Origin of the sequence: Chitinophaga filiformis, from assembly GCF_021646545.1 — a bacterium.
GTDB lineage: Bacteria > Bacteroidota > Bacteroidia > Chitinophagales > Chitinophagaceae > Chitinophaga > Chitinophaga filiformis_A.
The window spans coordinates 1-23,585 of record NZ_JAKIRP010000011.1 but is presented as its reverse complement, the minus strand read 5'-3'; the positions used below and the strand labels follow the sequence as shown (position 1 = coordinate 23,585).

The following is a 23,585-nucleotide window of genomic DNA, read 5'->3' as shown; positions in this document are numbered from 1 at the left end:
TATACGGAGCAGAACGCAGAAAACGAAGGCCAGACCGGGACCTTCATATCTCATTATAACAATCCACCATGGATTACCAGCTGAAATTATTCCAGTTACGCACAATAATACTATCTGTTAAAATATGGTAACACGTTTTGGGGAAGCATCCGGAATTGAGTATAAGCACTGAAAAACCGGTGTGTCACTCATGGTTGATAATCAATGCCTAATATCCCCCTACTTAAAGTATTCTTTCAGTTCATATACCACGAAAGTTGTAAAAATACAGGCCAAAATGAGTATAAGCCCCTCACTTCTACATCCAACGTGTAGCTGGTTTGTGTAAACAATACATTAAAATAAGAATAAATAGAATATAAGTCATATCTTTACTTTATTTATAATATAAGATATAATATAATATTATATGCTTATAGCCTTATTACTGTTATAACTTGTATGAGATGAAAGCAATTTTACTCATTTTATTAGTCCCCATTTTCGTCTGTTCGGGCTTCATCGCAAAAGCGCAGCAAAGTGGCTTATGGGGTATCAACTACCAGGCTATCGCCAGGGAAAACCCTAAAGGTGCTGTAATCGGCCTGCAGGCAATACGGGTGAAATTCAGTATCCTCGACGGTAGCCCCGATGGCAATCCCTTGTACACTGAAACGCATGCAACCACTACCAACACCCAAGGTCTCTTTTCCCTGGTGATAGGTACCGGTACCCCTGAAATCGGAGACTTCAAAACCATTCCCTGGAGCAGAGGTAATCAGTACTTAAGAGTGGACTTGGACATAAATGGGCAAGGTGACTTTGTGCCTATGGGCGTAATGCCGTTTATGGCAGTTCCTTATGCGCTCTATGCAGCTAATGGCGGTTCCGGCGGCGGTGGCGGCAATACTACCCTGGTTAGCATTGAGTGGCTCGGTACGCTGACAGCGCCACCTGCAACACCTACTGCGGGCCAGGCATATTATAACAGTACAGATAAGCGCTCCTACATTTACGATACTACTGGCTCCGTTGGTAACTGGAATATCATGGCCCAGGACGGTTTGCCCGGTACGGCGCTTTCCTGGTTAGGCTCCTTTACAACAGAACCTTCCAGTCCGGGCGCAAACCAGGCATATTACAACCTGACCGACCGGAAAGCATATATATATGATGGCACTGCCTGGCAGGTTTTCTCTGAGAGCGGCCAGAATGGTGTCGGTACAGGCATCAGCTGGATGGGATCTCTGGCAACGCCACCTGCCAGCCCGGTTGTAAATCAGGCTTATTATAATACTACCGACAAAAAATCCTATATCTACGATACTACCGGCACAGGCAGCTGGCAGATCCTGACGCAGGATGGCATCTCCGGCACGGGCATTAGCTGGTTAGGTACGCTGGCCACACCTCCGGCCACGCCGTCGCAGAATCAGGCTTATTATAACAGTACTGACAAAAAATCTTACATCTACGATACCACGGGTACCGGCAGCTGGCAGATCCTGGCGCAGGATGGTAGCTCCGGCACCGCCATCACCTGGCTCGGTACATTAGCAGCCGCTCCGACTGATCCGCTGGTAAACCAGGCATATTACAACAGTGCAGACAGAAAAGCTTACATCTATGATACTGCCGGCACCTGGCAAATCCTGGCACAGGATGGTACCGGCTGGAACCTGTCGGCACTGGAATTCCAGGAGAACGGCGCATTAGGACTGACAACAACAGCGAACACCGATACAGTAAAATCAGTAAGCAGGGCATGGTTGATCAGAGGTAACAAAGACACCAACCCCGCGCTCGATTTTATCGGCACAGTAGATGATAATCCATTTATTATAAAGGCTGGTGGTACCGCTCCTTCATTTGAAAGGCTGCGTACCTTCCCCGATAAACCGGTAACCATCCTAAACGGTACTGACGATGCGGGTGCGCAGGTTGGTAAAGCCGTGTTGACAGTATTTTCAAGTGAAGTGCCGACCGGCATTATTAATAATGATCCAAATTACGCCAACGGTATTGTGGGATACGCCAACAGTAGTACCGGCGCTGGTGTGGCAGGATATAACTTTGGTAGCGGTCCTGGTATCAGAGGTGCTACAGCTTTCGGACCGGCCGTTCTCGGAACTGGTACTTCACGTTATATTCAAGGTGTAAAAGGAACCAACTCTTCTACCAACGGTGGTCTGGGCGTTGAGGGTACAACCAACTCTCCTTATAAACCAACAACAGAAGTAAGATCTGCCGGTGTAATGGGTTCATCTACCCATGCCTCTGGTTACGGTGTAGTGGGTATCGGTAACAACCTGAAACCTGACCTGTTCACCAACCCGCCAACAATTGGTGGTGGTATGATGGGTATGGGTACCCGTGCAGGTGTGGTTGGTTTCGGAACAACTGCCACCAATGGTCTTGGTGTAGTTGGTGGTGGTAATAATGAAGTGGTTGTATATCCGATCGGTGGCGCCGGTGTTGCTGGTTCCGCAGGTGGATTGAATGTGGGTGTAGGTGTACATGGCTTCGCAAAAGGTAACGCCACCGATATTGATCGTTGGGGCGGTGTTTTCCAGTTTGGTACCGGTATCAGCAACGTTCATGTATACACTTACCTGGCAGGTGCTAATTCCAGCGGTATCTATGGTGTTGTCTCCAACGGCACCAAATCAACTATTGTAAAAGACGCCGCAGGTGAAAACCGTCTCCTGTTCTGTACAGAAGCGCCGGAAGTGCTCTTCCAGGACTTTGGAACCGGTGAACTTCAGAATGGTTCCGCTCATATCGACCTCGAAGGTCTGCTTACAAAGGTGATCCGCGTAGACGCTAAACACCCGATGAAGGTGTTCATTCAGCTGGAAGGCGAATGTAACGGCGTATATGTGACCAATAAATCAGCTAAAGGCTTCGATGTAAAAGAGTTACAGGGCGGTAAATCAAATGTTCCTTTTACCTGGCAGATCGTAGCATCCCGTGCGGATGAGGTCCTGCCTGACGGTACAGTGCTGCCTTACTCAGACAGACGTTTCCCTGTTGGTCCTGGCCCATTACCGGTACAGGAAGCATCTACCGCAGCCACTCCCGATGCTCCGGTAACCGCCGCTACACCAGTCCTCAAAACAGTAGAGCTGAAAACAACAGAAAAAGAAGTTATCAATAAAGCATTCTCCAACCTCCAGTTTGCCAGTGCAAAAGCAGATATCGCTACAACATCACTGCCTTCCCTGGATAAAATGGCCAACCTGCTGCAGGCGCATCCGGAATGGCATTTATCACTGAGCGGACACACTGACAACGAAGGAACAGAGACATTTAACCAGACTTTATCAGAAAAAAGAGCGGAAGCGGTGAAACAATACCTGGTTAGCAAAGGTGTTACTGCCGGCAGAATTTCCGCTAAAGGGTACGGACAAACGAAACCACTCGCTGCCAATGACAGTAAAGCTGCCAAAGGAAAGAACAGAAGAGTGGAAATGGAAATCCTTACTGAAGAAAAACCTTAAGAATGACAGTCATCAGAAAAATATTCACTGTTAATGTTGTGTGTGCGTCTCTCCTGTCAGCAGGAGCGGCGCACGCCCAGTATATTGAAAGACAGGTGATTACGAGTACCAGTAAGAACATCACTTATGAAGCTGGTGAGGACTTTGAATTCGGACTCGACCTGGATTGGTCCGTTGGTGATATTGCTGTAAGCACCATTAAGTACCCGGAAGTGGCAATACTCACACAGGGATTCCTGCAACCCCCGCTGCAAAACCTGCTGGTCATGAAAGATAATGACATGATCCTGTACCCCAATCCTATCGTTACAACGCCAAAACTGACCATCGTTTATATGATGGATACTTTATCTACAAGACAGATAGATATCCGTATTATAAGCATCGGAGGCCATACAGTTTACACTGAAAAAGGAATTGTTCCTACCAGGGGAACGGGCGCCAGATTTGACCGTGAGGTGGATGTCAGCAAATTCTATCCCGGCGTTTACGTAGTAACACTGTTCCTAAACACGGGCATCAAAGTGAGTAGAAAATTCATAAAATTTGCATCCCAATGAGTATATTGGAGCATGAAAAGACGGATTCCACAATGCCTTTTACTGGTGGCTGTTATGATCATCTCCGGCATACCAACGTTCGCGCAACGGAAAAGCGCTATGTTAAACCATATAGCGCTTTATGTTTATAATCTGGAAAAAAGCACCGCTTTTTACAGGGATATCATTCAGATAGATACCATCCCCGAACCGTTCCACGATGGCCGTCACACCTGGTTCAAGGTAGCTGAACACAGCCATCTGCACATTATATCAGGAGCAAAGGAGATCGTTCCCCATGACAAAAACTCCCATCTTTGCTTCAGTGTTCCCTCTGTAGATGAATTTATGCAACGTTTGCGCCAGCATAACATCCCTTTCGAAAGCTGGAAGGGCGAAGCTGACAAACCTACCCTCCGTGTGGATGGTGTGAAACAGATCTATTTCACCGATCCTGACGGGTACTGGGTAGAGATCAATGACGATCATCCCTGATCCCCGATCAGCGGACGCTCTCCACGCTCTCCACCTTCAAGAATGGCCCGCTTCTTCGGCAGGCAGTACGCATGGTGCTCCTGTATAAAAGCAAGCATCTGCTCCCGTAAATAACAACGCAGGTCAAAAGCCTTCCCTGAACTGTTGGCGCTCACCAGCATCCGGATTTCTACCGTTTGTTCGGTAATGTTCGTGACCTGCAGCGCCTTCACGCGTTTGTCCCACAATGGCTGATCTTTCAGCAGGCGCTCAAATTCCGTCCGTAATGCCTCTATTGGCGCTGTGTAATCGAGGTAGAGAAAGGCAGTACCCAGTATGGCAGAACCGGTCCTCGTCCAGTTCTGAAATGGCTTTTCTATGAAGTAATTGATGGGCAGGATCAGCTTGCGCTGGTCCCAGATACCAATTACCACATAGGTAAGCGTGATCTCTTCCACCCTGCCCCATTCGCCTTCCACGACCAGCACGTCATCAATACGGATAGGCTGCGTAAAAGCGATCTGCATGCCTGCCAGGAAATTGGACAGGGAGCGCTGCGCAGCAAAACCGACGATAATACCTCCGACTCCGACACCTGTGAGTAGCCCGGCGCCTATCTTCCGCAGATTGTCAAAGCTGAGCAGGACTGCGCAGAGCGTCAGTATCATGATCATGCTGATGGCCAGCTTACGTACAAACTGTAGCTGGGTGCGCATTTTTCTCTCCCTGAGATTATCTTCCTTTTTGAGGTCATAGGTATGTGTTATATAGTCCTCAAATACTTTGACCAATCCGGTCAGCATAAACCCAAAAGAGACGATCAGAGATATTTCCACTACTCTGCTCAGCACGGCCATCGGCTTTCTGGACAACTCCATGAACGGCAGCACCACATCCAGCACCAGCACGGGCAGAAAATAGCTGATCGGTGTTCCCAACCGTTTCAGCACAGACCTTACAAATGAATAATCAGTCACCTTCCTGGAAGTGAATTTCAGGATTACTGCAACAAGGTATTTGATGATCAAGCCGCTGATGACGGCTGCACAGCCCAATAAAATATTCCATAAAAAAGGAGGAAGACGGAGATCCCGCTGCAGATTTTCCAGCATATCAGACGGTTTTTTAATATCCGGCTTTTGCTGCAAAGAACATACCGTATGTGCTCTGCGTACAATTCCTTATCTTTAACTAATATTTTTTTGAATTAAAACCATTTTAGCATTTTGTATTTTGACGAATTTGACCTGGATGACCGGGTTTTGGACGGAATAGATGCAATGGGATACACCACTGCAACACCTGTTCAGGAAAAAGTTATCCCCCCAATCATTGCCGGTAAGGATATTCTGGCCTGCGCACAGACAGGTACGGGTAAGACCGCGGCATTCCTGTTGCCAATACTGCATCGCTTAATCACTGAGCCACACGATACACATAAGATCAACTCACTGATCATAGTACCGACCCGTGAACTGGCAGTACAGATTGCCCAGACGCTGGAAGGTATGTCCTACTTTACGTCCGTCAGCTCCATTGCCGTTTATGGCGGTAGCAACGGCGCATTGTTTTCAGCAGAAAAGAAGGCGCTGACCTCGGGGGTGGATATTGTGATCTGTACACCCGGGCGTATGATCGCACATCTGAATATGGGCTATGTAAAACTGGATGCCGTAAAGTACCTCGTACTGGACGAGGCGGACCGTATGCTGGATATGGGCTTTAATGACGATATCATCAAGATCACGTCCTTTTTGCCCAAACAAAGGCAGAATCTCCTGTTTTCCGCCACCATGCCGGACAAGATCCGGAAACTGGCCCTTAAGATCCTGCATCAGCCTGAGGAGATCAATATCGCCATCTCCAAACCACCGGAGAAGATCGTGCAGGAAGCATTTGTTGTTTTCGAAGAGCAGAAGAACGCGTTGATCAAACATTTACTGTCACAAAAACAGTTCGGTAGCATCATCATTTTCTGTTCCCGCAAGCAGAATGTAAAACAGCTCAGCAATGAGCTGAAAAGAGCCCGTTTTTCGGTAGAAGAGATCCACTCTGACCTGGAGCAGGAAAAAAGGGAACAGGTGCTCCTGGACTTTAAAAATAAGAAACTCAAAATGCTGGTGGCCACGGATATCCTCAGCCGTGGTATCGACATTGAGGATATTGACCTGGTCATCAATTACGACGTACCCAATGATGCGGAAGACTACATCCATCGTATCGGGCGTACGGCCAGGGCAGCTACGGATGGCACCGCCTATACTATAGTCAGTGAAAAGGAACAGCGGAAATTTGCCCGGATAGAAGAAGTACTTGGAAAACCTGTTACCAAAGCAACCGTACCGCCAGCCCTTGGTCCCGTACCTGAATACACGCCAAAGACCGGCCGCTCCGGCGGTGGAGGCAGAGGCGGACACGGGAAAAAGCGTCCCGGCGGTGGCAGTAGCCGCAATCAGAAACCCTCCGGCAATAATAACCGGAACGGTAGTAGCCACCCTTCACAGCATCGCAGCAAGAGTAACAACGGCCAGCGTAGCGGTAACAATCACCCGCAAAAGCCATAACAGGAATGCCTGTTGCCTCCGCTTCAAAAGTAATTACATATCATATTTTCTGAAACGTTCCGCCTCGGCGGGACGTTTTTTTTATGATCCGGCTCTATTTTTCCATTTTCTGGAATTTTTTCCTGCAAATGGACGTTCCCGCCCCCTATGCCAATTACATAGCCAGCCACCATGGCCGATTTGGTACGCTTTCGCATTCTGGCACCCAAATGGATTCTACTTAATCAAACGACGCAATATGGCAAACAAATTCGACAGCAAGATTTATGTAGTAGACGACGATCCATTCTGTCTCGCCACTTATGATAAGCACCTCAGGGCACAGGGTTATGAAAAAGTGACCTGCTTCTTATCAGGCACAGACTTCCTGCTGCAGCTGTCAGATGAGCCGGATATTGTACTGTTAGATCACGACCTTGGAGATATGACCGGACTGGAATTATTAAAGGATATCAAACGATTCAACTCCGACATCTTCGTGATCTTCGCCAGCTCCCGCCAGCAACCGGAAATTGCCACGGAGTCACTTAAGAACGGCGCGTTTGACTACATTATTAAAGACGACAGTGTATTAGATCATATAACTGCCACACTTAACAAACTATTCGTTGTACAGGATTATCTGAAGAAAAAGCGCAGGAACAACAGATTTTTCTTTTTCGTTGGTTTGGTACTGGCCTCCTGTTCACTGTTCAGCTATTTGTACGACGTATTGAGATCTTCATGACCTACGCTTGCCTGCCTGACCTACAACTGTTAAAGAAGTGTTCTGCTTATCCCTATACCTATATTACCACACTCTAACAACGCATATCATGAAAAAGATCATAGCAGTCCATCTGCAGAACGACAGGAGCGGTAACACGCTGGTATTCCGCCAGTCACTGGAAACACTGGTAGAGAAGGAAATGGAAGTACACCTTATTACTAACCGTACGGGTGAGATACCTGGGTTCCTCACAGGCATCCCTGGTATACAGTACCACTACATAAATTATTCTGAACGGGGGAACAAATGGCGTTTATTCTTCAGCTTCCTGCTGGCACAAGTGCTGATCTTCAGGAAAGTATTGAGCCTGTATGAACCGGATGCGAAAGTGTATATCAATACCTTACTGCCTTTTGGAGCTGCATGGGCTGGCAGGCTGAAGAACGCGCCGATCACTTATCACATTCATGAAATGGCAGTACCCCTGCCCTTCTTCCGCACGATGCTGTATGAAACGGCCAAAAGAATGGCAACGCACGTCGTATTTGGCTCAAGATATCTGCAGTCACAGCTGAGTTTTCCGAAAACAGAGAAACACGTTATACACAGTTGTCTGCCGCAGTCATTCGTACAGGAGGCAGTGCTACATTCTAATCATGGTTCCCGCAAGACGGTATTGATGATCTCATCCCTGGATGAAGGAAGCGGATTACATGAACTACTTGAATTAGCAACGCTCATGCCGGCCACAAAATTTGAACTGGTGATCAATGCCCATAAGAAAGATATTGACGCTTATTTCGAAAACTGCCAGATGCCGGACAATTTAATGGTGTATGGTACGCAGCTGAACCTGCATCCTTTCTACCAACGCGCAGCGGTAGTATTGAACCTCTCTCACGTTGAATATAAGGATACGTTTGATATCAGCATTCTGCAGGCAATGAGTTATGGCAGACCGGTGATTGTACCACTGAGCGGAGGAGCAAATGAACTGGTGGCGCATGGATGGAATGGTTATCGGATCAGTGGCCATTATATCGACAAGATACGTAAACACGTAGAGCAGCTGTTACAGAACAAACCGTTATACGCCGATATGTGTTGTGCAGCACAGCTTGTGGCCTCTCAGTTCAAACCAGAGTTTTTCAAACAGCAGGTAGGTGACATTTTTGTGGAAGGCACCTATTTTACCACTTCGCGTAAAAAAGAACAACTGGCTGAAGTGCTGCTCTATCCCGCCGCTTTACAGGAATACATTGACAATTCAAGAAATTAATACAGGATATAGTCAAGGTGCAGGATGCTAATTCGGGAGACTTAGACTAATTCAGGAGTCATTCAGGATACCAATTGAAAATGTGTGTTTGAGTTTGTGGACGTTCATCCCGGCCCCGGTGCAGGAGCTAAGCGTGAAACAGAAGGGGCCGGACGATGAGTCAGCAGCAATTGAAACTGATTATGGATGTGGGTGTTATACTTTGCCAACTTGAGAATGCATCATCCCGGCCCCGGTGAAAATCGGAAAGTGCTGCAGAGGGGGCCAGGCGATGATAACAGTAAAAAAGATCTTTCTAAAAATATTGTGTTGAGTATGTAGACGGTCATCCCGGCCCCGGTGAAAGCGGAACGTGTCGCAGAGGGGCCTGGTGATGATAACGGTAAAGCTCTTTCTAAAAAGTTTGTGTTGAGTATGTGGACAGTCATCCCGGCCCCGGTGAAGCGGAAAGTGTCGCAGAGGGGCCCGGCGATGATACCCGTAAGATGTTTCTGAGTATTGTGTTGAGTATGTGAACGGTCATCACGGCCCCGGTGAAAATGAAAAGTGTTGCAGAGGGGCCTGGTGATGATAACAGTAAAAAGATCTTTCTAAAAATATTGTGTTGCGTATGTGGACAGTTCATCCCGGCCCCTTGTGTGAAATTGCGATTAGTGTGCGTGGAGGGGCCAGGAGATGATCGAAGATGTGATTAGACGTGGACGTGGTCCTTGCCAGCTTTTAAGAGTGCTTCATCACGGCCCCGATGCAAACGGCAGAGGGGCCCGCTGATGAGACCAGAACAGTGAACAAATATTGTTTTTTGCTTGCCTACATAATCCCTATCGGGCCTCCGGCGCTAGCTTTCGAAAAGCATAGCAAAGGAGGCCTTTTTTGATGATGGGAAATTTTACTAAATTAACAGAAAATTCCATGAATGCTCGATTTCAAGATTTTTATTGTTGAGGATGATAAGTGGTACGGAGGATTATTACAGCATTACCTTAGTCAAAACCCCGACTACGAAGTAACCTTGATCGGCTCAGGCAAGGAATGCCTCGCACAGTTGCACCGGAAACCAGACCTTGTGACGATTGACTTCGGACTTCCTGATATGAACGGGGAAGAACTTTACAAAAAGATCAAACAGGCTCAGCCCAACCTTCCTGTGATCATTATCAGTGCACAGGAAAGGATCACTACAGCGGTGGACCTGCTTAAAATGGGAGCAGAAGATTATCTGGTAAAGGACGATAATACCCAACAGCTGTTGTGGAAGGCAATTATCCGTTTACGGGAAAAACTTTCTCTCAAAAACGAGATTTCCGAGCTCAAGGCTGAGCTCAAAACCAAATATGACTATTCCCGCTCTATTATAGGCAATAGTCCCGCGTTACAAACCGTTTTTAAACTAATAGATAAAGCTGCAGGCTCACTTATCAATGTTTCCGTATCAGGAGAGACTGGTACAGGTAAAGAATTGGTGGCGCGTGCTGTACATTATAATTCAGCCAGAAGTAGTCATCCCTTTGTGCCGGTAAATATGGCTGCGATCCCGAAAGAGCTGGTGGAAAGTGAATTATTTGGATACGAAAAAGGCGCCTTTACCGGTGCCCAGAATAAAAAGACCGGCCGCTTTGAAGAGGCAAATGGTGGTACCCTTTTTCTGGATGAGATCGGAGAAATGGACCTGAATATACAAAGTAAGCTGCTCCGTGTATTACAGGAAAAAGAACTGACCCGCCTGGGAGGCACCAGTAAGATCAAGCTGGACTTCCGGCTGGTAGTAGCCACTCATAAGAACCTGGCGGATGAAGTGAAAAAAGGCAATTTCCGCGAAGACCTCTATTACCGCATCATCGGTCTTCCCATTACCCTTCCTTCCCTGCGCGAACGCAAAGAAGATATCCTGTTACTGACACAGCATTTCCTGGCCGGTTACTGCAAAGAAAATAAAGTAGCTGAAATAAAAGTGTCTCCCAGCGCAAGGGAAAAATTACTGAGCTACAGTTACCCGGGTAATGTACGCGAACTGAAATCAGTAGTGGAGCTAGCAGCGGTGATGTCAGAAAATAATCTTGTGGAACCGGAAGATATTACCTTCCTCTCAGGTAATAATCATGATGTGGATACTGTATTAAATACGGAACTCACCTTAAGAGAATATACAAGGCTCATCATCCGCAATTACCTGAAAAGATATGATGACAATGTGCTGCTGGTTGCGGAGAAACTGGATATCGGCAAATCCACCATTTATAAAATGTTACAGACAGGTGAAATAGAGGGCGCCTGACGATACTATCAACCATTATGCGACCGGAACATCAATTGTATACGTATACTTACCTGTACAAGATAAGCAATACCAGTACTTCTTTCATCCAGAAAATGATCATGCTTTTCATTTCGTCACTGGATGAATACCTTATCGAACTGGCAATGCTGCAGGAACAGAAAAATCTCCCGGAACTAAAAAAAGTAATACACAAGATGAAACCCAGCGTCATGAACCTCGAGGTAAAGGGCGCCGCCGAAATTCTGAAATCAATCAATAATGCCAGCTCCTGGAACAATGACACCGATCGGCGCGTCAGCCAGCTGCGGGAAATATTTGCTGCCATCAAACCTATGATGGAAAAAGACCTTGCCCGCCTGGGTACGGAAGAAATATAATGCAAAGAGGCTGCCTCAACTGAGCAGCCTCTTTCAATTTTTTCACCCCGCTTATTGGTTATCTGTCCCTATTTGCATCGCGCAGCGCTTTGATCTGATCGTGTGAAGCCTTTAGAGTGGCTTGCTGTTCACTGATCATTTCATGCAGGTAAGCAGGCAGATCCTCGTCTTCCAGCGCCGTTTTGTACGCACGTTGTGCAGCATCTTCACCAGCTTCACAGTTAGCGAGTACAGTATGACGGTCGTGGCCTGTAAACACGGCTTTTATATCCATCCACGCGCGATAGATCTTACCACTTGTAGTAGTAGAGTGTTCCATATCACCGCCCAGCACATTTACTTCTGTACCTAATGCAAGACGGATCTCATGGCTTTCGCTGATCATGGAAGAAAACAATGCTTTCAGATCGGAATCTTCCGGTTTTAACTCCTTCAACGCTTTTTCATATCCTTCTATACGGTCGTTATTGATCTGGATCAGATCATTCAGTACCTCAATAGTTTCAACTGTAGCTTGCATAATATTTGTTTTATTGGTTAACAGATAAGGCTGTTACAGTGCCTCTGTATTACGCAATAATTCTCACAAAATTATGCCACAGGAATTTCTCTCCTGATAAGCACAGCATCCCGTAGAAGTTGGAGTAATGTTCTCATCACTATGGGTAAATTAAAGGACGGCCTCAGGCGGGAACCTTTACTGCCTGCCTGGCAAGTAATTTCCACTGATTACCATCTTTACTCCACACCAACAAAACGTAAAGCTTTACATGTCCTGCCACACCATTATCATTAGTGTCTGCAGTAAGTGTATGTCTTACAATTGCGGTATTCCCGCTGACAGCGACCTTCTGATCGGAGAGATCAATGGAGACGAAATCAGATTTTCCCTCCGCGATATTGGAAACAAAAGTGGTCTTATCCTCTATTTTACCACTGGAATGTCCGTAAGATAATTTTTCATCAGATAATCTCTCCAGTGCAGCCTTATCTGCATCCACCATGGCTTTTCTCAATGATTCTACCTGCGAAGCGACGGCCTTTTCTTCTTTGGACTGTGCGAAGGAAATTGTTGACATCATGCAAAATGCCAGTAGTATGGAGTATATTTTCATACAGTTTGGTTATACAATAAAAATATAGAATAGCGTGCTAAAAAGTAAGCACTTTTATCTTTTCACGGCAAAGGCAACACGATAAAATTCATATCCTTTTTCACTACGTTCAGGCAGATAATGGTTCCGGTATTCTCCGGCACTATAATCTTCCAGCAGATCCATCTCAAAATTGTCCAGGTAACGCCTGGTGAGGAAGGGCTCCAGTCCGAAGGTCCAGTTTTCTTCGATCTGCTTCAGGTCTTCCAGCAATTTCTCGCCTCCGAAGAAAGCTGCCGGGTACCTGATGATTTTTTCATCCACATAGGTAAAGATCACATAACTGCCGCCGGCAAATTGCTGCATAAATGTAAACGTGGCGGCAACAACCCTGTTTAAGTCTGGCGGTAGACGGATGATCTATTTCAATTACAGGTAATACGCGCAGGAAGCCAAGCCGCAAGGCCCGGGTATCGTAGCCTGCGCCTAATATGATGACCTGTTTAACGCCGTTACGCACAGCCTGTTGCAAGAGTTCATCAATATAACGGGTGCGCGCCACGCCCGACGACAGGGCACCGGGAATCCGCCTGCGAATGATGCGATAGACCAGGCCGTGGATGAAAGGAATAACTGATAATTGCGTAATAAACTTAAATCCGGTGGTGAGAAAAGAAACGGCATAAGGGTCAGTGAACAGTCTTTTTCCGGACGGACGGTTTGTCTCCAGTGCCCGGAACAGCGCCATATATTGCGCCGTACGACTGGCGGTATTTGCTTTCATAACGGGTGGAAATTGTGGTTATTCTTAAAGATAGCAAAAAAAACTGCGGATAAAACTATCAGTAATAGTATTATCCGCAGCCGGTCAAAATGTGCCTTTTACAAAAAATCTATCCTTTAACTTAAAGAATATTCGTTACTCTTCATGAATGCTACAAACGCTTCCTGGGTCCATTGCTTATAATCATCCAGGTTAATGCCCAGTTTTTCATCGCGCTGTATTTCCTTGACTTCGCGGCTATCCCAGTATCCCTTGGCCAAAGATTGCACATTGGCAGCTGTATCCCTCACTTCAACTCCATAATCACCGGGGTAGCTTCTGTAATTACCCATTGCCAATTCCTGGATCGCATGCTTAACGCCTTCTTTACTGTTCTTTGACATAGTTAAAATTTTTAGTTCAGCTGATATAAAACAAGAACTATTCCTCTATGCCAGAAACCGGAAAACGTTAGCGGAACTTTAACTTATCTTTTAGTTTTCTTTTCTGTGATATAGCCGTTGAATGTGATGGGTTGCCTGTTGTTACTGATGACCTGTAATGAAGCGTATCCTGTCTCGGAAACACTTAACGACATTAATCTTGTATCCTGCGTATCGTGCGGTTTGATCACAATATCCCAGCCACCTTTCTTCCTGGCCGTCTGTGTATAATCAAACTTTGTAGTCGTAAACTGGATACCTCCCTTCGTCGGATCCATCGGCGCATTGTAGGCGCGGCCGAAATATGGCAGATAGGTAATGATTGTATCCGGAGAGAACTTTACGTCATAATCAGAATTCAACTGCCTGTTGGCCGTTGGACTGGTAGGTAAAACCGTCTGGGCCTTAAACACATAACTACGGGCTGTGATCAGTTTTTCTATGGCCAATTGTTTACTATCCGGTTTTTGCTGTGCATATAAATGACTGGAAAACAACGCTATAAGAAACATCACTGCTGCTATACCCTTGCATTGTACACTTCTCATATAAAGGAATTTATTGTAGAACATGCTAAGATCATTCCATATTTTGTTATATAAAAGTTATAACATCTATGTGTTATAAATATTCGCTTTTAAACTATGACCTTTGCGTAACTTATCCATTATCAGCATATAGACTCTAAACGCCAGCATTTGCTTAAACTTGTACGTAAACTAGCCGACATATGGGAAGAACTGGTGGGAGACCCTGCATCATTCTCACTTGAGAACCGTGCGTTTAATTCCATCAGCGTTGTGACAATGGCGTTGCTGACGGTATTACTGCCCTTTAATATGTGGCTGGGATTGACGGCTGTATGGGTAATGGTGGCGACCCTGCTGGTTTTACAGGTCTTCTTTTTCTATCTTTCCCGTTACAGGCGTATTTACTATGCGAGTATGCTTGCCTATGTGATAGTGAGCTATATCACCCTGACAGCTACTTTCTACCTTAATTCCGGCAGCCAGGGTCCTGCCCTGCTCCTGTTCTTTCTGACCTTTAACCTGCTGATAGCGTTCAGTCCACGCCGCCAGCACTGGATCTGGGCCCTGCTGCATCTGCTGCTCCCGGTTATTCTGCTTACAAAGGAATATTTCCATCCAGGATGGATCATTGACAGCTACTTTAAGAACGCCTCAAACAGGTATATTGATATCCTTTCCAGTTATATTGTGACCCTGACATGTATCTATCTCATTACCAATTATCTGAGAAAGAATTATGAAAGGGAAAAACAGAATGCGGAAGAACGTGCGAACAAAATAGATACCCAGAATATCAATCTTGAACAGTTAAACCAGAAGAAGGATAAACTGTTCTCCATTATTGCCCACGATCTTCAGAGCCCTCTTAACTCCATCATCACCACTCTTCATCTCATAGCAGAATATGACCTGGAGGAAGCGGAAAAAAAGATGTTGGGCGACGAACTCCTGACGCTGACCAAAAACACTTCCAATCTGCTCACTAATCTCCTGACCTGGTCAAAACTGCAGATGGACGGGAAAGGCGTCAGATTGTCGCAGGAAAATATCTATGAAGCCGTAGAAAGGGTCCTGTCCATTCAGCGTGTGCTGGCCGACAAAAAATCGGTCGACGTCACATCCCACGTAGATCCGAACATCTTTATCACAGCCGATCATAACATGCTGGAGCTGGTGATCCGCAACCTGATCAATAACGCGATCAAGTTTACCCCAACCGGAGGACAGGTTGATATCGATCTGCAGATTAATACCGATACCTGCCATCTCATGGTCTCTGACAACGGGATTGGTATTGACCCCAGTCAGCAGGCGGAGATCTTCTCCCTTAAAAGCCAATCCACTTTCGGCACCAACAACGAGAAAGGGATCGGATTAGGCCTTGTACTCTGCAAAGAACTACTGGCGCTGCAACAGGGGGAATTGTGGTTTGAAAGCGTGCCCGGTAAAGGAACCACCTTTTACGCCAGTTTTCCGCTCAGCCGGGTAAACAGTGATAAAACGCCCTGTTAACAAGCTGCTTTTCACGTCTTTACCATCATTTACAACACAATATTAGGAAAGATTCCGAGTCCATTTTGCATCATGTCCCCGAACTGCAAAATCCTGTCCCTGAACTACAGATTGTTGTCCTTAAACTGCATTTTAGCGTACTCCGGGAAAACAAAGTACTTCGCACGTTTTCAGTATATGGTCAGGATATGACTAGCATATGACCAGGATTAACCTCCGATTATCTTCCGATTTGATCGGAGGATAATCGGAAGTTAATCCTGGTCATATGCTAGTTACATCCTGGTTTGATGAGAGAATATCCCCTTACCTGTCCCACCACAGACGATCTGCCAGTGAACCAACAGCAGGCACATTTTCCCCGTTGCGGCTTGTTTCGGAGGTAGGATAACCAACTCTTCTGACAAAAGTGGTCAGCTGGGCATTCACAGGTAAGCTGAAATCCTTGTATTTGTAATCAAAACGGCGTGCGTCTGTCCAGGTCTCGGGTTGCAGAAAGGTAGCCACATATTTCTCCTTGAAGATCAGGTCTTTGGTAAACGCTGCGACGCCTACCGCAACTACCGGATTGGTCAGATAAGCCTGTTTGTCGCCGGGAGCGACCCCTACCTTATCCATGTTGGCCGCAATACCATCAAGGTATGCCTGGTAAGACCTGGCCTTATCCGTGCTAAAAGAGGCCTCAGCTTCGATGAATTTCATCTCAGCATAGGTGAGCATCAACAAAGGTGCACCACCCCGGGAATAATACCCTTTTGGCGATAAAGCACATGCTGAATTGTCTGTACCGGACCCAACACGGCCTACGCCGTTCACCGTGCCCCTGTAATCCCCGAAGCGAGTAGTATCGGTAATAAGGGGAAGACGGGGATCAAAAACCCCGAAGGTTGTGCCGTCGAGTGCATTTACGAAGTTAGCGCTCAGCCATCCATCCAGGGTACCGCTGGCATTATTCTTTGCCACCCCGTTCCAGAGGCTCAAGCTTTCAAAGCGGGTCACCTGGGCATCGTCGCCGTTACCTGCATAGGCATTTCCCAATGCCGCAAGGATAGCGGCGGGATCATAGCTGGCCTGTTTGCTCATCCGGTTCAGCAGGCGGGCCTTCAGCGCATAGGCGGTTTTGATCCAGGCGGCTTTATTCCCACCGTGTATCAGGTCGTTACTGGGGTCCAGCGCTATCTGCGGATCTGCAATGTTCAATGCCGCCACGCCCTGCTCTATCAAAGACAGGCAACTATCGTAGATGGCATGTGCGGAGTCGTATCCCGGTTTCAGGTTTTCACCTTCACTCCAGGCCTGACGGTAGGGCGCATCACCGAAAAGATCTGTGAGCATGCTCATGTTGAATGCCTCCAGGATATTGGCTACTCCCAGGTGTTCATAGGCATTGCGTTCCAGTGCCAGTTTCTTCATCTGGCGGATGTCTGTGACATTCAGGTAAATATATCGCCAGTTGCTGCTCCTGTCCACGTCGTCATAAACGTCTGAACCACTGCCGGCATTGGGAGAGGCCAGCTGCTGTACATAGTACGACGTGATATTTCCCGTAGAAAAAACGTTCACTGCCGACTGGTACGTCACCCCTGCCAACAGGCCGTTAATAGGCGGATTTTCTGTCAGATTGGGATTTGTCTGGTTTACATCCAGGTATCCTTTCTTGCAGGCGGCCAGCGAGAACAACAGTCCTGCAGCCAGCGCCCATGTATATATGCTGAAATGTGTGCGTTTCATTGATAGGCTGTTTTAGAATTGAAGGTTTACGCTGAACAGGAAACTGCGTGTAGCCGGATAAGTGAATCCGGAGAATGCATCCGATGCGTTATCACCTGCAGATGAGGAACTTGTTTCAGGATCGAAGCCAGTGTACTTTGTATTCAGCCAGAGATTGTTTCCTGTGAATGATACCGTTGCCCCTGTGATCGTCTTTGTAGCACTCAGCCAGTGGGCTGGTAAGGTATAGGACAAGGACGCAGACCGTAACCTCACCCAGGACGCATCTTCGATGAAGTTCTCACTCGCTCCCCGGTAGTAGTTTCTGTAAAAACCAGCGCCATAATCCACCCCATCAGGGCCTACGGCCTGGCCCAGGTAAACAGGTTTGGTATTAGGCGTTCCATCAGCCTTTACACCATTGAAAACAATGGTCTGGTCGCGGTTCTCTGTCTGTTTGGATTCGCCAAAGGCTGCGAGGAAGTTGGACAACTGGTTGTATTTGTAATTGCCACGACGTACATCCACCAGCAATGACAATGAGAGTTGTTTGTAACGAAGGGTTTGCGTAGTGCTACCTATCCATTTCGGCAAACTGTTACCCAGGTAACGCTGATTGGCGGCATCATCCAGCACAGGGAAACCATTGGCGCCGATCAGCAGTGGCAGGTCTTTGCGAAGGGTGATCTTATCATCCGTTTCATTACCATAATAGCGTTTGTAGGTTCTGCCATATAAAGCTCCGTAAGACTGGCCCGGTACCAGTTTGGTGGTCACACTTGAACTGAGATAACCAAATTGTGTGGCGATAACAATCTGTCCGAGGTTCTCATTCAGTTTTTCCACCCTGTTCCTGTTCGTTGAAAAGTTCACGCGGAAATCCCAGCTGAAGTCTTTTGTATGCACCGGCATGGCCGACAATGTTACTTCCAACCCCTTGTTATTGATCTCACCAGCATTGACATAAGCCTTATCAAAACCAGTAGTCGGCGAAACATCCACAGGCACCAGCAGGTCCTTGCTCTTCTGCTGATAAGCGGTCACTTCCAGGCCCAGCCTGTTCTCCAGGAATCTCAGTTCAGTACCTGCTTCCAGCGTCTGGGTAAATTCAGGACGAAGGTTCGGATTACCCAAAGTCCTGTTCTGATAGAAAGGAATGGTTGAACCCAGTGGCAACCCGGTTTCGAAGCCATTGGTTATTGCATAAGCGTCACCGTCCTTGCCGATTTTCGCATAAGACAGTTTTGCCTTACCATAACTCCACCATTTAGGCAGTTTGAACTGATCACTAAAGATATAGCTCACACTTACAGAAGGATAAAAGTAACTGCGATTACTTCTTGATAAAGTAGTGGTCAGGTCATTTCTGCCGGTCAGTTCCAGGAACAGGTAATTGTTCAGTCCCAGGGTGAGATCAGCAAAGTAGCCATAGTTCCTGTAGTCCAGGATGTAAGAATCGGCCGTTACCCGTTTGGCATTACCCAACAGGAAGAGATCAGGCACTACAAGTGTATCTCCCATTACGCTGCTTCTTCTTACCCGCTGATCGCGCAGGTCATGACCCAGTTTCAGGTCGATGGAATATTTTTCGTTGAATGTATGCGTGATGTTTGCCAGAAAGGTAGATGTCAGGTTACGGCTACGCAGGTTATATTCATAAATGAAGCCGTATTCATTGTCATCGAGGTTGGGCGCTTCTCCCACCAGCCCCTTGGGACCGGGCGCCTGGTGCGTTCTGCCATCTGTATAGAAATCGTTCCCGATACGATAAGAAAAATTCAGCCATTGCACTGGTTTATAGGTGATAAACGTGCTGGCGATAGTACGGTTCACATTATCCCTGAACTTATTGGTTGATAAGGTGTAGATGGGATTGTTCGTACCACTGCTGTAAGTCTGTTGCGTGCCGTCGGGTTTCACATAATCTTTCATGTTCCAGCGGGGCGACCAGTATATGATCTGTTCACCATAACGGTCGGAATTTACCCTGTTGCCACCTGAATTGATATAGTTAAGTGAAGCTCCTACGCTGATCTTATCACTGACCTTAAACTGTGCGTTAAGGCGTGCATTGTAGCTGGTATAGTCACTGAAAGGAATGACACCGTCCTGGTCAGAATAGGACATAGAACCCATTAACTGTGCTCTTTCAGAACCACCAGTGAGGTTAACGGTATGGCGTGTCTGCGTTCCCGTTTCAAAAGCCTGCTTGTAGTTGTTGTACAGTTCTGCCGGATGCGTATTATCCAGTTTTTTTGCCTCTTCCACTGTAGGGCCAAAGCTTGGCCAGAAACTGGCAGGATCGTATACACTCAGGTATCCCTGCGAGAATTTTGATTGTACATCCGGTGTTTTGTTTACTTTATCCAGCCCGTACATACCGCTGTAGCTGACCTGCAGCTTACCCGCTTTACCCGATTTGGTAGTGATCAGGATCGCTCCGTTTGCAGCACGGATGCCATATAAGGCTGTTGCAGCACCGCCTCTGAGAACAGATACACTTTCGATATCGTCAGGATTGATATCGCTGGCACGGTTGCTCATACCTCTGGTTTCGGCATCACCGGTAGTATAAGTACTGTTATCAATTTCCACCCCGTCCACAATAAACAACGGCTGACTGTTCCTGTCGCTCGCAATGGAATTAATACCCCTGATAATAATACGGGAGCCCTGACCCGGGCCACCGCCGGCACTGGAGATCTGTACGCCGGCCACCTTTCCCTGCAAGGCGTTCACCACATTCGATTGGTGATTCACGTTCAGGTCTTTGCTTTCTACCTGTTGAATGGTGTAACCTAATGCGCGTTTTTCTTTTTTAACGCCAAAGGCAGTAACTACTACCTCGCTCAGGTCTTTCGAAGAAGACTGCATGGTGATGTTGAGCGTCTCACCATTTCCTGCAGCTAATTGTTGTGTGGCATAGCCCACATAAGAGAATACCAATGTGGCATTGTCGCTGGTAAGGGTTATTGCATAGTCGCCGGTTGCCCCGGTAAAGACATGGTTCTGTGTGCCTTTTTCCAGTACGACCACTCTTTCAAGTGGTTGCCTGTTTTCTCCGGCAACTACCTGTCCGCGCACAGTTCTCCCCTTCTGGGCAAATGCGGTAGAACAGGTAGCCAATAGCATGACCAGTGCCAGCCCTGTAAAAAATTTCATAAGCTGTAAGTTTAGAATAAGTGATGTGAAAAAGCATGAAAAAGTCAACCGTTCCACCGGAACAGCATGGTTTGTCCAAATAGTGCAATAAATAGCTTCCTTTAATAGTTACGAACTTAGAGTTTCCTCGACATAAGCAATTCTTCCTTCTCAGATTTTGGTTAAAACAAGCAGTTTTATATTACTATGCAGGACAAAATATAAAAAGAATCATTCTTTTACAAGAATTTCATATATCATTTTATTTATAATCTGATTATCGGCAAATGTGTGCACTGGAGCGGAAAGGCATGGGCTAATGCACCAACCGGGCATTCATGGAAAAGGTTAATCAGGACTATAAAAAATGATGATCTCTACCCTGCGGTTCTTTCTTCTTCCCTCCGCAGACTGATTATTAGCAACGGGCTGACTTTCACCGGCACCGTTGATCTGCCTGATATCATTTCCGAGGCCATGTGCCTGCATATAATGCGCTACGGCGTACGCACGCTTAACAGAAAGCGTATTGTTATAGGCGGCCGTACCTGCATTATCTGTATGACCGTTGACCTGCAACTGTATACTGCCATCACGGGGTATCTTTTTCATGAGGCTGTCCAGCGAGCCGTAAAACGCGGTATTCAGTTCGCTGCTGTTGAATTTAAAGAGGATATCAGGAATGATGAGGGTATCAGGACGTTGTACCACCTTGCGGTAACGGATAGTATCTTTCGCAATGGGCGGGCGGCAAATGATCATCTCCACGCGGTTATTGTCGCCAGCAGCGTTGCCTGTTGTATCGTAACGGGGATACTTCTTACCTACTCCCTGCACATCGAAGTCATCGAAGCTATATCCTTCGTTGTAGACAAGGTAGTTGACCACTGCTTTGGCTTTATCTGCAGAAATGATCCTGTTATATTCATCAGAAGCGGCCTGCCATGCATGGCCGATCAGCAATATCCGGGCGCGGTTGCCATTCCGGTAACGCTTCAACGCTTCATCGATCTGTTGTTTATAGCGGGCGTTCAGGCTACTTCTGTCGGCGGTGAACAGGTCGTCTTTCAGGATGATGGTATCGCAACCTGACCGGCTGTCCTCGTGATGGACAATGCTGCCGGCGGGGATATATCTTTCGGGAATCGTATGCCGGTGATGCTCTGTATATAGCTGCAGGATGGTACTGTCCTGCCCGGAGCAGGCCACCTGGCCGTCTACAGGTGTTATACTGACACTGTCTATAAACAGTTGCGCATTCTTATAGCCCCCTCCTTTCTTTTCGGGGTGCCTGAAATTGCCTATCAGCAGGTGCGTAGCCGGCCCCATTGCAACGTAGGTTTTCTCCAGGATATACCAGGGGTGATTGAGGCGAAACAGTTTCTTCTGAACGTCATTTTCAGTCAGTTCAATACTGGCGGGCGCCGTAAGGCAGATGGCATTTTCAGTAAAAATGAAAGCGGTATCAAAGCGGATTCCTGCGCGCAGCGGATAGTTGTCTGTATTCATGTACAGACGTATCCTGTAGGCCCGGCCTTTTTCAAGAGGACATAACAGGCGTGTCTGGATATACACCCTGGTATCAGGATTATCACGACCTTCCTGGAGTAAGGTGACATGGTGCTCTCCCTGGAGGGCGGCGCCGTTACACAGGTATTTCATTCTGGCAACCTCCGGGGCTACAGAGAGCCAGGCAGACGGGGCACAGGGCGCTGTATATTCCGTACAGATATTTACATCTTCAAAAGAAGCATTCAGCACCAGGTTCTGGGCCATCGTGGGCGTCGCACAGCAACCATAAATCAGTATCATTACGATACTTTTTCTAATATTGGCCAGCATGCACGTGGAATTATTATATCTTAGTCCATCGAAAACCTACACTAAAGGTAGTACTTATGTTACTCTTAATTAAATTTCTCATTGGCTTTTGCGCCCTGGAGCACCTTTATATCCTATGGTTGGAAATGTTTGCCTGGACCACACGTGCCCCCAGGATCTTTAAACAGCTACCGGCACACCTCTTCGAACCCACTAAGACACTGGCTGGCAATCAGGGGCTTTACAACGGTTTCCTGGCTGCAGGACTGATCTGGTCATTCTTCATCGGCGATATGGAATGGTCATTGAAGATCGCCGCTTTCTTCCTGATCTGCATTGCGATAGCAGGTATTTACGGTGCCCTGACCGCAGGGAAACGTATCTTCTTCGTACAGGCATTGCCGGCGCTTATTGCACTGACCTTGTTGCTGTTCCTCTGAGCCGGAGGCGGGATATTTCTTCGATACGATTACTACCCTGTTGCTTTCATATCTCATCTTTGCATCCGCAAATGCGCACTACTGCGGGTTACATAACCATGCACGATACGCTGCGGCAGTGGAATAACCGTCAACCTGCAAACAGGAAAAAAAGATATTACAGTTAACACCGGCAATGCTGATATGCCTTGCCGTTATAACGGGCAACTCCTTTGCTATTCAGAAAAAAGACAAAGATTTCCTGTTTGCACCAGGACCCGATAAAAGAAAAGAGGGTGTATCAAAAGTACGATACAGCCTCTTTTTATTGTGCGCCCGGCACGGGCGCAAACTCTAGGGTGTAAGTCCCGAACGCGCCTTGATAGTGGGAAGCGTTAACCCAAGGCAAGGGTGTCCTCCGTGAGGAGGAATCTGAAGGAAGCCGGCGGTAAA

General features: G+C 47.0%; 20 protein-coding genes. 10 read left to right on the top strand and 10 right to left on the bottom strand.

Annotation, left to right across the window (positions count from 1 at the left end; all coding sequences use genetic code 11):
- The first annotated feature begins 446 nt into the window (after positions 1-446).
- The 3 genes from L3C95_RS23185 to L3C95_RS23175 are packed head-to-tail and all read left to right on the top strand — an operon-like array spanning position 447 to position 4,513.
- Positions 447-3,479 (top strand): OmpA family protein, encoded by a 3,033-nt coding sequence (locus L3C95_RS23185; RefSeq protein ID WP_236391144.1) that lies wholly within the window; start codon positions 447-449, stop codon positions 3,477-3,479.
- A 2-nt stretch (positions 3,480-3,481) separates the two neighbouring features.
- Complete coding sequence (locus tag L3C95_RS23180; RefSeq protein ID WP_236391142.1) at positions 3,482-4,039, top strand: T9SS type A sorting domain-containing protein; 558 nt, start codon at positions 3,482-3,484, stop codon at positions 4,037-4,039.
- Between the two features lie 12 nt (positions 4,040-4,051).
- Positions 4,052-4,513, top strand: coding sequence for a VOC family protein (locus L3C95_RS23175; RefSeq protein WP_236391139.1), 462 nt, complete (start codon positions 4,052-4,054; stop codon positions 4,511-4,513).
- On the opposite strand, the gene L3C95_RS23170 is transcribed toward L3C95_RS23175, so the two are convergent.
- Positions 4,504-5,604 (bottom strand): mechanosensitive ion channel family protein, encoded by a 1,101-nt coding sequence (locus L3C95_RS23170; RefSeq protein WP_236391138.1) that lies wholly within the window; start codon positions 5,602-5,604, stop codon positions 4,504-4,506. The genes L3C95_RS23175 and L3C95_RS23170 overlap by 10 nt on opposite strands.
- 114 nt (positions 5,605-5,718) lie before the next feature.
- Here L3C95_RS23170 and L3C95_RS23165 point away from each other — a divergent pair, with 114 nt between their 5' ends.
- The 5 genes from L3C95_RS23165 to L3C95_RS23145 all read left to right on the top strand — a co-directional run bounded on the left by L3C95_RS23165 (position 5,719) and on the right by L3C95_RS23145 (position 11,699).
- Positions 5,719-7,056 (top strand): DEAD/DEAH box helicase, encoded by a 1,338-nt coding sequence (locus L3C95_RS23165; protein ID WP_236391136.1) that lies wholly within the window; start codon positions 5,719-5,721, stop codon positions 7,054-7,056.
- A gap of 238 nt (positions 7,057-7,294) precedes the next feature.
- Entirely contained in the window at positions 7,295-7,783 is a 489-nt protein-coding gene (locus L3C95_RS23160; RefSeq protein WP_236391134.1) for a response regulator, read from the top strand.
- An 88-nt stretch (positions 7,784-7,871) separates the two neighbouring features.
- Positions 7,872-9,044: a glycosyltransferase family 4 protein gene (locus L3C95_RS23155; RefSeq protein ID WP_236391132.1), complete on the top strand. Its 1,173-nt coding sequence runs from the start codon at positions 7,872-7,874 to the stop codon at positions 9,042-9,044.
- Positions 9,045-9,960: 916 nt separating this feature from the next.
- Positions 9,961-11,319: a sigma-54-dependent transcriptional regulator gene (locus tag L3C95_RS23150; RefSeq protein WP_236391131.1), complete on the top strand. Its 1,359-nt coding sequence runs from the start codon at positions 9,961-9,963 to the stop codon at positions 11,317-11,319.
- A gap of 17 nt (positions 11,320-11,336) precedes the next feature.
- Positions 11,337-11,699 (top strand): hypothetical protein, encoded by a 363-nt coding sequence (locus L3C95_RS23145; protein WP_236391128.1) that lies wholly within the window; start codon positions 11,337-11,339, stop codon positions 11,697-11,699.
- Between the two features lie 58 nt (positions 11,700-11,757).
- On the opposite strand, the gene L3C95_RS23140 is transcribed toward L3C95_RS23145, so the two are convergent.
- From L3C95_RS23140 to L3C95_RS23115, 6 genes are all read right to left on the bottom strand, one after another.
- Positions 11,758-12,219: a PA2169 family four-helix-bundle protein gene (locus L3C95_RS23140; protein WP_236391127.1), complete on the bottom strand. Its 462-nt coding sequence runs from the start codon at positions 12,217-12,219 to the stop codon at positions 11,758-11,760.
- A gap of 163 nt (positions 12,220-12,382) precedes the next feature.
- Positions 12,383-12,814 carry a nuclear transport factor 2 family protein gene (locus tag L3C95_RS23135; protein WP_236391125.1) on the bottom strand — a complete coding sequence of 144 codons (432 nt, stop codon included), beginning with the start codon at positions 12,812-12,814 and terminating at the stop codon, positions 12,383-12,385.
- Between the two features lie 54 nt (positions 12,815-12,868).
- Positions 12,869-13,159 carry a hypothetical protein gene (locus tag L3C95_RS23130; protein ID WP_236391123.1) on the bottom strand — a complete coding sequence of 97 codons (291 nt, stop codon included), beginning with the start codon at positions 13,157-13,159 and terminating at the stop codon, positions 12,869-12,871.
- Positions 13,110-13,577 carry an SAM-dependent methyltransferase gene (locus tag L3C95_RS23125; protein ID WP_236391120.1) on the bottom strand — a complete coding sequence of 156 codons (468 nt, stop codon included), beginning with the start codon at positions 13,575-13,577 and terminating at the stop codon, positions 13,110-13,112. The genes L3C95_RS23130 and L3C95_RS23125 overlap by 50 nt, the downstream gene beginning before the upstream one ends.
- A gap of 116 nt (positions 13,578-13,693) precedes the next feature.
- On the bottom strand, positions 13,694-13,960 hold the full coding sequence (locus L3C95_RS23120) for a hypothetical protein (protein ID WP_236391118.1): 267 nt from the start codon (positions 13,958-13,960) through the stop codon (positions 13,694-13,696).
- 83 nt (positions 13,961-14,043) lie between these two features.
- Positions 14,044-14,547 (bottom strand): DUF4251 domain-containing protein, encoded by a 504-nt coding sequence (locus tag L3C95_RS23115; protein ID WP_236391116.1) that lies wholly within the window; start codon positions 14,545-14,547, stop codon positions 14,044-14,046.
- A 150-nt stretch (positions 14,548-14,697) separates the two neighbouring features.
- Between L3C95_RS23115 and L3C95_RS23110 the strand changes: the two genes are divergently transcribed.
- Positions 14,698-16,041: a sensor histidine kinase gene (locus tag L3C95_RS23110; RefSeq protein WP_236391113.1), complete on the top strand. Its 1,344-nt coding sequence runs from the start codon at positions 14,698-14,700 to the stop codon at positions 16,039-16,041.
- Positions 16,042-16,347: 306 nt separating this feature from the next.
- On the opposite strand, the gene L3C95_RS23105 is transcribed toward L3C95_RS23110, so the two are convergent.
- The 3 genes from L3C95_RS23105 to L3C95_RS23095 form a co-directional block, all read right to left on the bottom strand.
- Positions 16,348-17,772: a SusD/RagB family nutrient-binding outer membrane lipoprotein gene (locus L3C95_RS23105; RefSeq protein WP_236391111.1), complete on the bottom strand. Its 1,425-nt coding sequence runs from the start codon at positions 17,770-17,772 to the stop codon at positions 16,348-16,350.
- Positions 17,773-17,784: 12 nt separating this feature from the next.
- Positions 17,785-20,913: a SusC/RagA family TonB-linked outer membrane protein gene (locus L3C95_RS23100; RefSeq protein WP_236391109.1), complete on the bottom strand. Its 3,129-nt coding sequence runs from the start codon at positions 20,911-20,913 to the stop codon at positions 17,785-17,787.
- A 327-nt stretch (positions 20,914-21,240) separates the two neighbouring features.
- On the bottom strand, positions 21,241-22,704 hold the full coding sequence (locus L3C95_RS23095; protein WP_236391107.1) for an OmpA family protein: 1,464 nt from the start codon (positions 22,702-22,704) through the stop codon (positions 21,241-21,243).
- A gap of 86 nt (positions 22,705-22,790) precedes the next feature.
- Here L3C95_RS23095 and L3C95_RS23090 point away from each other — a divergent pair, with 86 nt between their 5' ends.
- Entirely contained in the window at positions 22,791-23,153 is a 363-nt protein-coding gene (locus tag L3C95_RS23090; protein WP_236391105.1) for a DUF1304 domain-containing protein, read from the top strand.
- Positions 23,154-23,585 lie beyond the last annotated feature (432 nt).

Bases quoted from the DNA above. Each gene is read 5' to 3' on its own strand.
- L3C95_RS23185 (WP_236391144.1), top strand. From the start codon at position 447: ATGAAAGCAATTTTACTCATTTTATTAGTCCCCATTTTCGTCTGTTCG.
- L3C95_RS23180 (WP_236391142.1), top strand. From the start codon at position 3,482: ATGACAGTCATCAGAAAAATATTCACTGTTAATGTTGTGTGTGCGTCT.
- L3C95_RS23175 (WP_236391139.1), top strand. From the start codon at position 4,052: ATGAAAAGACGGATTCCACAATGCCTTTTACTGGTGGCTGTTATGATC.
- L3C95_RS23170 (WP_236391138.1), bottom strand. From the start codon at position 5,604: ATGCTGGAAAATCTGCAGCGGGATCTCCGTCTTCCTCCTTTTTTATGG.
- L3C95_RS23160 (WP_236391134.1), top strand. From the start codon at position 7,295: ATGGCAAACAAATTCGACAGCAAGATTTATGTAGTAGACGACGATCCA.
- L3C95_RS23155 (WP_236391132.1), top strand. From the start codon at position 7,872: ATGAAAAAGATCATAGCAGTCCATCTGCAGAACGACAGGAGCGGTAAC.
- L3C95_RS23150 (WP_236391131.1), top strand. From the start codon at position 9,961: ATGCTCGATTTCAAGATTTTTATTGTTGAGGATGATAAGTGGTACGGA.
- L3C95_RS23145 (WP_236391128.1), top strand. From the start codon at position 11,337: ATGCGACCGGAACATCAATTGTATACGTATACTTACCTGTACAAGATA.
- L3C95_RS23140 (WP_236391127.1), bottom strand. From the start codon at position 12,219: ATGCAAGCTACAGTTGAAACTATTGAGGTACTGAATGATCTGATCCAG.
- L3C95_RS23135 (WP_236391125.1), bottom strand. From the start codon at position 12,814: ATGAAAATATACTCCATACTACTGGCATTTTGCATGATGTCAACAATT.
- L3C95_RS23130 (WP_236391123.1), bottom strand. From the start codon at position 13,159: ATGCAGCAATTTGCCGGCGGCAGTTATGTGATCTTTACCTATGTGGAT.
- L3C95_RS23125 (WP_236391120.1), bottom strand. From the start codon at position 13,577: ATGAAAGCAAATACCGCCAGTCGTACGGCGCAATATATGGCGCTGTTC.
- L3C95_RS23120 (WP_236391118.1), bottom strand. From the start codon at position 13,960: ATGTCAAAGAACAGTAAAGAAGGCGTTAAGCATGCGATCCAGGAATTG.
- L3C95_RS23115 (WP_236391116.1), bottom strand. From the start codon at position 14,547: ATGAGAAGTGTACAATGCAAGGGTATAGCAGCAGTGATGTTTCTTATA.
- L3C95_RS23105 (WP_236391111.1), bottom strand. From the start codon at position 17,772: ATGAAACGCACACATTTCAGCATATATACATGGGCGCTGGCTGCAGGA.
- L3C95_RS23100 (WP_236391109.1), bottom strand. From the start codon at position 20,913: ATGAAATTTTTTACAGGGCTGGCACTGGTCATGCTATTGGCTACCTGT.
- L3C95_RS23095 (WP_236391107.1), bottom strand. From the start codon at position 22,704: ATGATACTGATTTATGGTTGCTGTGCGACGCCCACGATGGCCCAGAAC.
- L3C95_RS23090 (WP_236391105.1), top strand. From the start codon at position 22,791: ATGTTACTCTTAATTAAATTTCTCATTGGCTTTTGCGCCCTGGAGCAC.